We start from the raw sequence: 12,336 nt of genomic DNA on the forward strand, positions 1-12,336 counted from the left end.
CCGGCTTGACCGCATTTGTCGAAGGGCGGTGCCGGCGAAGCGCAAGATAGGACTGGACAAGCCAGCGCATCAGAGCGAGTTTTGCCGAAAACGATCCTTTCATGCCAAATATGGAGCGGCTATGAGTGATCGTGGGCCACCTGCCGTCGATGCCTTCATCGTGGCGCTGCCGGAAACGGCGGGCTCGGCGCTCTACGGCATGGTCGACGTGCTGGCCGCGACAGGAACTCTCTGGAGGGAATTGACCGGCGAGGAGCCTGGTCATCGCCTCATCAGGCCGCTCATCGTCTCACCATCGACCCGGCCGTTTCGCTGCGGGAACGGGATTCCGGTCAGCCCCGACGTCAGCCTTGACGAGGCCGTGCGACCAGACATCGTCATTCTGCCGGAGTTGTGGCTGGCGCCGACTGACGACCTGGGTGAGCGCTACCCCGACGTGAAGGATTGGGTTCGGCGTTGCTATCATGAGGGCGGCACCATCTACACGGCCTGTTCCGGATCGATCCTTCTGGCGGCGACAGGGCTGCTCGATGGCCGCGAAGCCACCTCCCATTGGGGCTATCAGGATGTGTTTCGGCGCAGCTTTCCCGCCGTCCGCTTCACTCCCGAGCCGAACCTGGTCATCGCAGATCCCGGCGCCCGCATCGTGACCGCGGGCGGATCCTCATCTTGGCATGATCTGGCGCTGCACATCATAGCGCGGCATTGCAGCCCGGGCGAGGCGCTGCGCATCGCCAAGGTCTATCTGCTCAAGTGGCACGGCGAGGGGCAGCTTCCTTTTGCAAGCCTTGTTCGACGCCAGCCGCACGCCGATGCTGTCGTGCGCCGGGCCGAGAAATGGCTCGCCCGGAATCTGCACGAGCCACATGCGGTTGCAGCGGTTGTGAACTTTTGCGGGATTCCCGAACGCAGCCTGAAGCGTCGCTTCAAAACGGCAACAGGAACGACACTGATCGGCCATGTGCAGAATCTGCGCATGGAGGAGGCGAAGCGGTTGCTTGAGACCGACAGCCAATCGGCGGATGAGATCGCCGCGATCGTCGGCTACGACAATCCTGCATTCTTTCGCAGGCTGTTCAAACGTTCGACCGGCCTCACGCCGGGCGCCTATCGCCGGATGTTCAAGCCACTGTCAGGCACCGCGGTCGGGAACCAAATCGACTGAGCCCCTGCAGCCCGGGGCTGGTTTCGTTCCGGAAGGGTGGAGAATTGGCGCGCCACGACAGGGTTGGCCACAGTCGTACCCAGGCACGGTGATAGTGGTCCCCAGCGTGGAGCGCCCCGATCGCTGTGATCGGTGATCACGGGCTTCACCGACCAGCCCATCCTCGCGCGCATGGCGCGTCTCGGGTTCGAGGAAGGCAGGAGCTTCGATTTCGATGCCGCCAGCCCCATGGATCAGAATGCGCTCAAGGATGCGCCTGTTACTGCGCAAAAGCCCATGGGCTGGACGAGCCCGCGCATCGCCGAATGTGTGAACCAATGGCCTATGGATAACGATACGGCGGCCGTCTACGGCTCCTACTATCTCAAGCGTGCGCTGATGGCTCAGCTCGGGCTCAAGGCAAATCTGCCGGAGGATGCCGTCTATCCGATCGCGATGTCCGATGGCGATGGAAATCCGCCGGAGAGCACCAAAGACTTTGTTCCGCGTTTGGAGAAGGGTAACGTCCCGCCCGTGAATGCGTTCTGGTCCGTAGCGCTCTATGACGACAACGGCTCGCAGATCGCGAACAGTTCGAACCGGTTTGGGTTGTCCAACTGGATGCCGTTGCAGGAAAACCCCGATGGGTCGCTCGATCTCTACTTCCACCATGAAAGTCCCGGCAAGGACGCCAACTGGCTACCGGCTCCGGACGGGCCCGTTCAACGTGACCCTGCGGCTCTACGCCCCGAAGCCCCCGGTCTTGCCCGGGAAATGACACTTCCAGCCATTGCCAAGGTCCATCGGCTCTCCACCCACACGGCACAGTAGACGCTTTCTTAACGTCGTCAGGGTCATTCACATCAGGACGATCCGGCACCGTCTGCGCCGGATCTGTCACAGTAGAACAGGAGACTACCAACGTGAGTGAGACATGAAGCAAGTCGTATCCCTGGCCTTGATTGGCCAACTCCTTGCCGTTTCAACCCTGTCCGTATTGGCCGATACCGCGCTTCCGGAAGGGGCAAGTATTGCGAAAGATGCCAAGGCGCTTCGCGCATATGCGCCGGCAAGCGGCCCTGGCCAGACCGACTTCAACGCGGCCGACAGGCTGGCGATCGCCAATCTGCTCTACGCCTACGCCTTCGCCTACGACAACTACGAGGCGGATACGTGGTTCACCCTGTTCACGCCCGACGTCGTGTTCGTCGCCGGCGTTCCTGGCGAGGGAGCCGTTTCCTTCACCGGTGAGGGTTTCCGGACGTTCTGGAGAAAACGAATGAAGGAATTCAGTTCCTCCGGTAACCAGCGCCGGCATCTGATGACGAACATCCTGTTTCTGGACCAGACCGCCGACACGGCCCATGTCAGTGTCACCGGACTTTTGACCAACGCAAAGGATGGAGAGACCTTCTCTGCCGTGAGCAGCTTGAACTATGAAGGATGGCTGGTGAAAGGCACCGATGGCTGGAAAATCCAACGGTGGCACGACTTTCCGGATGCTCCGATTTCCGAGAATTGACGAAACAGACCTCTGCGTGCGTGGGAGGTCGCCCGGTTCAGATGATCTCATGGAAGAGACCATAGGCGGTGAGCCGCTCGCGCATCGTGTCGGTGAAACCCGACAACTCGATGCGGTTCGCACCCATGACGCGGCTGCGCCGATGCTGGAGGCCCTCGGTGAGGTCGAGGATGGTCCGGCCGTCCACCAGCGCGGTGAAGGCGGCATCAGGCGTCAGCGAGGACGAGCTGGTCGCGGTCGCGTTGGTGGCCCATGCCGGCGAGACCTTGCGGCCGATGATCCGTTCGCCGCGATCGATCTGGAGCCGATAGACGCGAGTGGATTCCTGCGGCAGCCGCTTCCAGATCGGCAGCAGCAGGCCGCTGACGACATGGATGGTGCTGTCGGCGAATTCCGGAACCTCGCATAGCTCGGCGTTCCATGCCTCGGAGAACAGCACGCGGTCGGCTTCGACCCAATGGCTCTCCTCCAGCATCTTCAGCGGAACGTTGTGCGCTTTCATCGGCCGTATCAGCCGGATGCGCCGTTCGATCTCGCCGTCGTCGAGCATGACGCTGGCGGCCGGGATCTGCACCGCGGCGCGGCCCGACCGCTCGTTGACGAGCAGCCAGGCACGGCGGTCGCGCATATGATCGAGCGCTTCAGCCAACGTCACCGGCTGATTGCGCTGGCGCTGCGTGATGGTGAGCAGTTGGGTCGCCGCACCCGTGCGCGGATGGGTGTAGATCGTCTGCCGGTCGGCGACGACGAAACTCTCCGCGCGCAGCGTTTCAAGCCCGGTATCGCCGGATGCAATCGCCACTTCGATCCGCGCGTTGAGCAACTGCTCGAAGGCGGTGAAGAGCATGCCCTGCAGCCCGATGGTCAGCGCCAGCAGGCGGTTGAGGAAGGTGGTGATCGGCGGAAGCTCGTCCTTGATGCCGGTGGAGCCCATCAGCTTCAGGCCGGTTGACGCCTCGAAGCTCTCCAGCGAGCAACCCTCGACCTTGCCGCGCACCAGCAGCAGAAAGAGCTGCCGCAGCGCGTCGCGGGCATAGTGCGATTCCAGATTGTCCTCGGGCCGGAACAGGCCCTGGCCGCCGGTCTGGCGCTGGCCGCGCGTGATCGCGCCCAGCGTGTCGAGGCGGCGGGCGATGGTCGAAAGGAACCGCTTCTCGGCCTTCACATTGGTCGCGATCGGCCGGAACAGCGGCGGCTGCGCCTGGTTGGTGCGGTGGGTGCGGCCGAGCCCCTGAATAACGGCGTCGGCTTTCCAGCCGGGCTCGAGGAGATAATGGACGCGCAGCCGCGTGTTCTTCGCGGACAGTTCGGCATGGTAGCTGCGGCCGGTGCCGCCGGCGTCGGAGAAGACCAGGATGCGCTTCTGGTCGTCCATGAAAGCGGCGGCCGCGGCGAGATTGGCCGAGCCGGCCCGGTTCTCGATCCGGAAGACGCGATGCTCAAAACGGCTGCGTGCTCTAGGTTTTCGAAATACTTGTGAATATCGAAAATTGGTTGCATTGCTCGCCAAATGATCGTATCGAATGGCACTCGTCTGGAGGTCCGCCCTTACAATGGCGGCAAAGAGACGTGTCGACATGCACGGGAGGCATGCATGGGCAAAATCTCAACTGGTGCGGCGCCCCGGTTTCTGGGAGGCACACTGCTCCTCGTAATCGGTGCAGGTTTTGCAGCCGGCGCCCTCCGCTACGAGGTAGGCGGCGTGACGACGATGGGTCCGGGATTCGCACCGCTTGTGCTGGGTTCCTTGCTGGCGGTTCTCGGCCTGGTCGAGATCATCCAATCGACGAGATCGACATCTGCGGAAATTGGGGCGTCGATCGAGTGGGCCGCGACGTTCTGCGTTCTTTCCGCAGTGCTCGCTTTTGCGGTCCTGATCGGCACGATCGGCTTCGACCCGGCCGTCTTCGCGGCCGTCATGATCTCGATGCTGTGGGATCGCCCGATCCGCTTGATGCGTTCCCTGGTCCTCACCGCAAGCGTAACCCTGTTCGCGGACATCGTCTTCCTCCGACTACTCGCGCTTCCATATCGCGCCTTCGGGAGTTGAACGATGGACCTCCTGTCCGGACTCGAGCTTGGCCTCGTCACGGCCCTTCAGCCGAGCAACCTGCTTTATGCCTTCGTCGGCGTGATTCTCGGCCAAGCGATCGGCGTCCTTCCTGGTATCGGCGCCATGACCGCGATCTCGTTGTTGCTGCCGATCACGTTCTATCTTGGCCCGACCCAATCCCTGATCATGTTGGGCGGGATTTACTATGGTTCCCAGTATGGTGGAGCCATCGCTTCCATTCTGCTGCGCGTGCCTGGAACGCCCACAGCCATCGTGACCTGCCTCGAAGGATACCCGATGGCGCGTCGAGGCGAGGCCGGAAAGGCACTGAAACTTTCTGCCATCGCATCCTTCTTCGGCAGCACGGTCGGTATGGTCATCGTCCTGCTCGGGGCCCTTCCACTCGCCAGGTTCGCCCTGAACTTCACCGCCGCCGAATATTTCTCGATCATGCTGCTCGGACTTGTCGGCGCATCAGTGATGTGCAGCGGCTCAGCCGTCCGAGCCCTTTCAATGACGGTGCTCGGGCTCCTGCTCGGCCTGGTTGGAACGGACGTGAACACCGGCGTCTACCGGTTCGTTCCGCACGATGCCTTCGCCGATGGCATCAGCATGGTCGCGATGGCCATGGGGATATTCGGGGTCGCCGAACTCCTGAACAATGTCGGCGCGGCGTCGAAGGCCTTCGTCGATCCGAATGGGCTGGGGCGGCCAACCGCATTCTCCTGGCGAGAGCTTCGACGGCTGTCGAGGGCCGCGTGGCGCGGCAGCCTGATTGGGTCGGTCCTGGGCGCACTCCCAGGTACGGGGGCCGCCATCGCGACCTTCATCAGCTACGCCGCCGAACGGCGGATTTCCAAACATCCCGAAGAGTTCGGTTCGGGTCGTCCGGAAGGTCTGGTGGCCCCTGAAGCGGCAAACAACGCCGGCGCCATCACGGCATTTATTCCAACGCTGACACTCGGTATTCCGGGTGATCCCGTGATGGCTCTGATGCTCGGTGCGATGATCATCAACGGCGTGACGCCCGGACCCGGGGTCATCACCGAACATCCGGAGCTGTTCTGGGGCGTTATCGTCAGCTTTCTGATCGGCAATCTGATCCTGCTCGTACTCAACCTACCGCTGATCCGGCTATGGGTGCGGTTCCTCTCGATCCCCTACTGGGCACTTTATCCGATTGTGCTGATCTGCCTCGTCGTCGGCGTCTATTCTTTCCGCAACAGCATCGCGGATGTCTACACGACCCTCGCCTTTGGGCTCATAGGCGTCTTGATGGCGAGACTGTCGTTCCCACCAGCGCCGCTGCTGCTCGGCTTCATCCTCGGTCCGATGTTGGAGGAGAACCTGCGCAGGGCCATGCTCCTTTATGACGGCGATTTGACAATCTTCTTCACCCGCCCGCTCAGCGCGGTGTTCATGGTCGCCACCCTGGCGCTGCTCGCGATCCCCGCGGTGGCTGCGCTCCGGCGGGCGACGGGCGGCAGAAGGCGCTTGGCCTCCGAACTGGGCGGAGACGAGCTATGAACCCGCTCAGGCGGCTACCTGATGCGGCCGAACCGGCGAAGGAGGGAAGTCTCTCAGCCGCGCCGTCACTGTTCTCCGCCATCAGGCTGGGCGACCTGACGCTGCCGAACCGCATCGTCATGTCATCGATGTCGCGCGACAAGTGCCCCCGCGGCGTGCCAACCGAGCTCAACGCCGTGTACTATGCGCAGCGCGCGAGCGCAGGGCTCGTGGTCACCGAGTCCACCGCCGTCTCCGCGCGTGGAGTCGGCTGGCCGATGACGCCCGGCATCTTCACCGACGCGCAGGTCGAAGGCTGGCGCGCAGTGACGGAGGCAGTTCATGCGGCCGGAGGCACCATCTTCTGCCAGCTCTGGCATTGCGGCCGCAACTCCCATCCGCTCACCCAGCCGGGTGGCCTGCTGCCCGTCGGACCATCGGCCGTCCTGCCGCCAGGAACGATTCGCACGTCCGAAGGCCGCAAGCCGCTGCTCGTGCCGCATGAACTGACAAAAGACGAATTGCCGGGGATCGTCGCTGAATATCGGGCGGGCGCCCGTAATGCCCGGCGCGCCGGTTTCGACGGCGTGCAGGTCCACGCAGGAAACGGGTTCCTGCTCGACCAGTTTCTGCGCGATTCCGCCAATCATCGTATGGACGCTTATGGCGGAACCGCCGAGAACCGTTGCCGCCTTCTCATGGAGGTTGTCGCCGCTGTTTGCGAGGAGTGGGGCCCGCAACGCATTGGCGTGCGCCTGTCGCCTACCAATCCCACGATCTACCGGCTGCGCGATACCGATCCGGCCACCCTTCTCGTCACTGCGCTGGAGATGCTGAACGAACTCCAAATTGCCTATGTCGATATCGTGGAAGGTTCGACGACCGACGAGCCGGCGACCGCCGAACTCGACTATCCAACGCTGCGTCGCCGCTTCCGTGGCCGCTACGTCGCGAACAATGGCTTCAAGGATCTTGCGACAGCCGAGCGCGCGCTGCGGACGCATGCCGACCTGATCTCGTTCGGCCGGCTTTTCATCGCCAACCCGGACCTGCCGAAACGCTTGCGGACCGGCGCGCCGCTGAACCCGCTGCGCCGCGAGCTCATCTATTCGCCCGACCATCGCGGATACACGGATTATCCCTGTCTGGACGAATCCGAAGCCCAGACACAATTGGAGGAGAAAGCATGAACCTGAGATCCCCTACCCGGCGAGCACTGCTCAAGTCGGCTGCTGCCCTTCCGCTGTTGACGTTCGCTGCAGGCGCATTCGGACAGTCGGGCTATCCCGATCGCCCCATAAAAATCGTCATGACGCTGCCAGCGGGAACCTCGGCCGATACCATGGCCCGCTATGTTGCCGACCAGATGAGCAAGGATCTGGGACAGCCGGTGGTCGTAGACAACCGACCCGGTGCCAGTTCCAATATCGGGTACAGGACCGCCGCCGAGGCGGACGCCGATGGCTATACGCTCCTCTACGGACTACTGTCGCTGATCCTCAACCCGCAGCTCTTCAATCAGGTCCCTTACGAGCCGGAGGACTTCACGCCGGTCATCCGTCTGCTGGATGTTCCGTTCGTGCTCGTGGTGCGGTCGGATGCGCCCTACCAATCGGTCGCCGATCTGATCGAGACAGCCAAGCAGAGCCCCGGAAAGCTGAAATACCCATCTTACGGTATCGGATCGCCCAACCACATCGCCGTCCTGCAGATGATACAGAATTCCGGCGCCGAAATGACCCATGTCCCCTACAAGGACGGCGGCCTGAGCGATCTTCTTGGAGGCGCCCTCGACTTCTCCCTCGACGTGACGGCGACGACGATCTCGCACATCAAGGCCGGAACCTTGCGCCCACTCGTTGTGTCCACGGAGAACCGCATCGACGTGCTGCCCGACACGCCCACCTTCTCGGAAGCCGGGATCGGCGCGCCACTCTATTCGTGGAATGGCGTCTTTGCCCGTTCCGGCACGCCGCAGGAGATCATCGACCGGCTTTCGGCCTCGCTGCAGAAAATCACCACGAGCGAGGAATTCCATGCCAAGGTCGCCGATTTCGTTCAGGTCCCCCGCGGCGGCACCCCCGAGGACTTTGCAACGTCGCTCGCCACCGAGACCGAGAACTGGGGACGCGTGATCAAGGCCGCGAACCTCAAGATAGAGTAGCGCGGGCGACACCTGCCGGAAGGCGGATGGCGTCGGCGGCGCCATCCGCCTTCTTCATCGATGCGCGTCAACGACCGACCGCCAAGACGCCCGTCGGACCGGATTGATGTCGAGCGCAAATATCGCGTTTGGCTGGAAGGAAGTCAGGGACCAAATCCCTCGAACGGCCCGATGGTGGTGTCAGGTCCGTCGCGCCGTTGCGACACCGGCAAGAAGACCGTCGTCGGCGAACCGACCGATCCTGTCCATTTCCCTTCAAGGCGCGCGGCGCTCAAACCGCCGGGGGGACCGGTCGCTGGAATTTCCAGGCACCCGTGCCGAGGGCCGGCGCTGCACGATCCGTAGCCAGAGGACTGCGGGAAAACAGCATGGGCGTACGCAGACCGGCGATGCCCTCGGGCGCGATCGCGAGGCCGCGCGCGACGACATGACGCTCGGCGAGCGCCTCGGCCACCGAGTTGATCGGTCCTGCCGGCACGCCGGCCGCCTCCATGGCCTCGATGAGGCCGCGTCGCGAGCTTAGCGACGTCGCCTCGGCGATGACCCTGCAGAGGCGCTCCCGGTTTTGCACACGCGCAGGGTTCGTGGCGCAATCGGGATCGTCGGCCAGCGCAGCGAGCCCGAGAACGCGGCATAGCGCCGCGAACTGGCGATCGTTTCCGCAGGCGATGATGACGTGCCCGTCCGCGGCCGGGAAGAGCTGGTAGGGCACGATGTTGGGATGGGCGTTGCCCATCCGGCGCGGCGCAGTGCCGCCGAGCAGATGGTTGGTTGCCTGGTTGGCGAGCACGCCCACCCCGCAGTCGAGCAGCGACAGGTCGACATGTTGACCAAGTCCGGAGCGCTCTCGCTCTGCCAGCGCCGCCTGCACCGCGATCACGCCGTAGAGGCCGGTGATGATGTCGATCCAGGCAACGCCCACTTTCTGCGGCTCGCCTTGCGGATCGCCGGTGAGGTCCATTATCCCGCACATCCCCTGGACGAGGAAATCGTAGCCCGGCTGGCTGGCGCGCGGTCCCGCCTGCCCGAAGCCGGTCACCGACGCATAGATCAGGCGCGGGTTCAGCTCCGCCACACTTTCGTAGTCGAGCCCGAACTTGCGCAATCCGCCGACCTTGAAGTTCTCGATCAGCACATCGGCATCGGCGATCAGCATTTTGACCCGCGCAAGATCGGCTGGTTCGGCAAAATCGCAGACGACGGACGTCTTGCCCCTGTTTGCTGCGTGGAAATAGGCCGCCACCCGCTCCGCCGTGCCATCCGGACGTCGCCGTTCGAAGAAGGGAGGCCCCCACTTGCGGGTGTCGTCGCCCTCGGGCCCCTCGACCTTGATGACCTCAGCGCCGAGATCGGCCAGCGTCTGCCCGATCCAGGGTCCGGCGAGGATGCGGGCGAGTTCGACGACCTTGAGACCGGCGTGAGGTGCCGCCATCGCGCCGCCTTTCATTTCCTCACCGGGCATGGGACGCCTCCTCAGAAGAAAGCCTGCAGACCGGTCTGCGCACGCCCGAGGATCAGCGCGTGCACGTCGTGGGTGCCCTCGTAGGTGTTGACCGTCTCCAGGTTCTGCGCGTGGCGCATAACGTGGTACTCGATCTGGATGCCGTTGCCGCCGTGCATATCGCGGGCCTGGCGCGCGATGTCGAGCGCCTTGCCGCAATTGTTGCGCTTGACGATGCTGATCATCTCCGGCGCGAACCTGTGCTCGTCCATCAACCGGCCGACCCGCAGGCTCGCCTGCAGGCCGAGCGCGATCTCCGTCTGCATGTCGGCGAGCTTCTTCTGGTAGAGCTGGGTGGCGGCCAGCGGACGGTTGAACTGCTTGCGGTCGAGACCGTATTGCCGGGCACGCAACCAGCAGTCTTCCGCCGCCCCCATCGCGCCCCACGAGATGCCGTAGCGGGCGCGGTTCAGGCAGCCGAACGGCCCCTTGAGGCCCGACACGTTGGGCAGCAGCGCATCCTCGCCGACCTCGACGCCGTCCATCACGATCTCGCCGGTGATCGAGGCGCGCAAGCTCAGCTTGCCGCCGATCTTCGGCGCCGACAGGCCCTTCATGCCCTTTTCCAGCACGAAGCCGCGGATGGCGTTGTCGTGCGCCTCCGACTTGGCCCAGACCACGAACACGTCGGCGATCGGCGCGTTGGAGATCCACATCTTGGAGCCGTTCAGCACATAGCCGCTGCCGGTCTTCTTTGCGCGGGTCTTCATGCCGCCGGGGTCGGAGCCGGCATCCGGCTCGGTCAGGCCGAAGCAGCCGATCCACTCGCCGGAAGCGAGCTTGGGCAGGTACTTCCTGCGCTGCTCTTCCGAGCCGTAGGCATGGATCGGGTGCATGACAAGCGAGGACTGCACGCTCATCATCGAGCGATAGCCGGAATCGACGCGCTCGACCTCGCGCGCGACCAGCCCGTAGGGCACGTAGCCCGCGCCGACGCCGCCATATTCTTCCGGAATGGTGACGCCGAGCAGTCCCGCCTCGCCCATCTCGCGGAAGATTGCCGGATCGGTCTTTTCCTCAAGATAGGCGGTCTCCACCCGCGGCGCGAGCCTGTCGGCGGCGAACGCCGCCGCCGCATCGCGGATAGCGCGCTCGTCCTCGGAAAGCTGCGCGTCGATGAGGAAGGGATCGTTCCAGGTAAACGAACCCCGATCGGACTTGACGTCGGCTGCCGGGGTCGAATGGATCGTCTTCAGCATTCCGCTTCCCTCCGCGAATGTTGGTTGCGCCGCTGCGGCGCATGTCTGACATGTCTCTAGCGATTGCAATCCGGGCTGAATAACCGCAATTTGGATTGAGTTGATGCATAAAAGGCATATCAGATGAACCGTCCTCGCCGGTTTCTCCCTTCCATCAGCCTGCTGTCGGCCTTCGAGGCAGTGCTGCGCACCGGCTCGACCGCGGCGGCTGCGCGGGAACTCGATCTGACGCAGGGGGCGGTGAGCCGGCTGATCCAGAACCTCGAAGTCCAGCTTGGACGGCCCCTGTTCGATCGGCACCGGCGCAAGCTTATTCCGACCGAGGCGGCGCGCGCTTACGGCCGCGACATCACGCGCGCTCTCGACACGATCCAGCGGGCCAGCATGGAATTGTCGGCAAATCCCGAGGGCGGCACGCTCTCGCTGGCGATACTGCCTGCTTTCGGCACTCGCTGGCTCGCGCCGCGGTTGGGCGGGTTTCTGGCGGCGCACCCCGGTGTCACCATCAACCTCGCCACACGGCTCAAGCGCTTCAGCTTTGAGGCTGAAGGTTTCGACGCAGCCATTCACTTCGGGGTGGACGATTGGCGGGACGCCGGACACATGAAGCTGTTCGAGGAGCGGCTGACGGCCTGCGCAACTCCAGGCTTTCTGGAAGGAAAAGCGATCAAGTCGATCGGGGACATGCGGACTTTGCAGCTGTTGCAACTCGAAACGCGGCCGACCGCTTGGGAGGCATGGTTCGAGGCACAGGGCGTCGCGCCCTGCCCCGTTCAGGGCATGCTGTTCGATCAGTTTGCCACGATGACGCAGGCCGCGATTGCCGGGCTCGGTGTCGCGCTGCTGCCGGAATATCTTGCCGAACCGGAGATCGCGGAAGGGCGACTCGTGTCTCTGTTCACGCCTGCAGTGAGCAGCGTCGGCGCCTACTGGCTGGTCTGGCCCAAGGCCCGCGCCAACTATCTGCCGCTGGAAGCCTTCCGTGCCTGGTTGGCTGCTGAGACCTCCGCCATGCCGTGACCAGTCGCGTTTCCCGTGCCAAGGGCGGCCACGCAGGACATTGCCCCTCGTCGCTCGGACGCTTCGCGCAGCTACGCTCCCCCGCAATCGAACGCAGCACTCACCCCGTTGACATTCGTCTTAGTTTTCGGATACCCTTTGGCATCTGAGTGGAGGGCACTGTCCCGATCCATCGGCTAATGCGCGAGCGACAACGAGTGTCACCCGCGCAAGTCGATCCGGGCGAA

Annotated in this window: 10 protein-coding genes and 1 pseudogene; 8 read left to right on the forward strand and 3 right to left on the reverse strand. The window is 63.7% G+C overall.

Features of this window, described 5'->3' with window-relative positions; translation table 11 throughout:
* The first annotated feature begins 160 nt into the window (after positions 1-160).
* From JN280_RS37850 to JN280_RS37860, 3 genes are all read left to right on the forward strand, one after another.
* The gene (locus tag JN280_RS37850) at positions 161-1,165 is read left to right on the forward strand and encodes a GlxA family transcriptional regulator (protein ID WP_202309287.1); all 1,005 of its coding nucleotides are present in this window, start codon (positions 161-163) and stop codon (positions 1,163-1,165) included.
* A gap of 132 nt (positions 1,166-1,297) precedes the next feature.
* Positions 1,298-1,975: a DUF1214 domain-containing protein gene (locus JN280_RS37855; RefSeq protein ID WP_202309288.1), complete on the forward strand. Its 678-nt coding sequence runs from the start codon at positions 1,298-1,300 to the stop codon at positions 1,973-1,975.
* Positions 1,976-2,078: 103 nt separating this feature from the next.
* Complete coding sequence (locus tag JN280_RS37860) at positions 2,079-2,666, forward strand: nuclear transport factor 2 family protein (RefSeq protein WP_202309289.1); 588 nt, start codon at positions 2,079-2,081, stop codon at positions 2,664-2,666.
* Positions 2,667-2,706: 40 nt separating this feature from the next.
* Here the strand turns inward: JN280_RS37860 and JN280_RS37865 are convergent.
* A pseudogene (locus JN280_RS37865) lies at positions 2,707-4,245 on the reverse strand (strawberry notch C-terminal domain-containing protein); the annotation flags it as partial.
* A gap of 15 nt (positions 4,246-4,260) precedes the next feature.
* Between JN280_RS37865 and JN280_RS37870 the strand changes: the two are divergent.
* The 4 genes from JN280_RS37870 to JN280_RS37885 are packed head-to-tail and all read left to right on the forward strand — an operon-like array spanning position 4,261 to position 8,389.
* Positions 4,261-4,716 (forward strand): tripartite tricarboxylate transporter TctB family protein, encoded by a 456-nt coding sequence (locus JN280_RS37870; protein ID WP_210387828.1) that lies wholly within the window; start codon positions 4,261-4,263, stop codon positions 4,714-4,716.
* 3 nt (positions 4,717-4,719) lie between these two features.
* Positions 4,720-6,246: a tripartite tricarboxylate transporter permease gene (locus JN280_RS37875; protein WP_202309291.1), complete on the forward strand. Its 1,527-nt coding sequence runs from the start codon at positions 4,720-4,722 to the stop codon at positions 6,244-6,246.
* Positions 6,243-7,415: an alkene reductase gene (locus tag JN280_RS37880; RefSeq protein ID WP_202309292.1), complete on the forward strand. Its 1,173-nt coding sequence runs from the start codon at positions 6,243-6,245 to the stop codon at positions 7,413-7,415. Before JN280_RS37875 ends, JN280_RS37880 begins: the two co-directional genes overlap by 4 nt.
* Entirely contained in the window at positions 7,412-8,389 is a 978-nt protein-coding gene (locus JN280_RS37885; RefSeq protein WP_202309293.1) for a Bug family tripartite tricarboxylate transporter substrate binding protein, read from the forward strand. The genes JN280_RS37880 and JN280_RS37885 overlap by 4 nt, the downstream gene beginning before the upstream one ends.
* Positions 8,390-8,660: 271 nt before the next feature.
* On the opposite strand, the gene JN280_RS37890 is transcribed toward JN280_RS37885, so the two are convergent.
* Both JN280_RS37890 and JN280_RS37895 read right to left on the reverse strand, forming a co-directional pair.
* Complete coding sequence (locus JN280_RS37890) at positions 8,661-9,851, reverse strand: CaiB/BaiF CoA transferase family protein (protein WP_244742699.1); 1,191 nt, start codon at positions 9,849-9,851, stop codon at positions 8,661-8,663.
* Between the two features lie 11 nt (positions 9,852-9,862).
* Complete coding sequence (locus JN280_RS37895; protein ID WP_202309294.1) at positions 9,863-11,089, reverse strand: acyl-CoA dehydrogenase; 1,227 nt, start codon at positions 11,087-11,089, stop codon at positions 9,863-9,865.
* A 123-nt stretch (positions 11,090-11,212) separates the two neighbouring features.
* Between JN280_RS37895 and JN280_RS37900 the strand changes: the two genes are divergently transcribed.
* Positions 11,213-12,109 (forward strand): LysR family transcriptional regulator, encoded by an 897-nt coding sequence (locus JN280_RS37900; RefSeq protein ID WP_202309295.1) that lies wholly within the window; start codon positions 11,213-11,215, stop codon positions 12,107-12,109.
* Positions 12,110-12,336: the final 227 nt, after the last annotated feature.

It is taken from the genome of Mesorhizobium sp. L-8-10, assembly GCF_016756635.1.
In the GTDB taxonomy this organism is placed as follows: domain Bacteria; phylum Pseudomonadota; class Alphaproteobacteria; order Rhizobiales; family Rhizobiaceae.

Bases quoted from the DNA above. Each gene is read 5' to 3' on its own strand.
- JN280_RS37875 (WP_202309291.1), top strand. From the start codon at position 4,720: ATGGACCTCCTGTCCGGACTCGAGCTTGGCCTCGTCACGGCCCTTCAG.
- JN280_RS37890 (WP_244742699.1), bottom strand. From the start codon at position 9,851: ATGCCCGGTGAGGAAATGAAAGGCGGCGCGATGGCGGCACCTCACGCC.
- JN280_RS37895 (WP_202309294.1), bottom strand. From the start codon at position 11,089: ATGCTGAAGACGATCCATTCGACCCCGGCAGCCGACGTCAAGTCCGAT.
- JN280_RS37900 (WP_202309295.1), top strand. From the start codon at position 11,213: ATGAACCGTCCTCGCCGGTTTCTCCCTTCCATCAGCCTGCTGTCGGCC.
- JN280_RS37885 (WP_202309293.1), top strand. From the start codon at position 7,412: ATGAACCTGAGATCCCCTACCCGGCGAGCACTGCTCAAGTCGGCTGCT.
- JN280_RS37870 (WP_210387828.1), top strand. From the start codon at position 4,261: ATGGGCAAAATCTCAACTGGTGCGGCGCCCCGGTTTCTGGGAGGCACA.
- JN280_RS37880 (WP_202309292.1), top strand. From the start codon at position 6,243: ATGAACCCGCTCAGGCGGCTACCTGATGCGGCCGAACCGGCGAAGGAG.
- JN280_RS37860 (WP_202309289.1), top strand. From the start codon at position 2,079: ATGAAGCAAGTCGTATCCCTGGCCTTGATTGGCCAACTCCTTGCCGTT.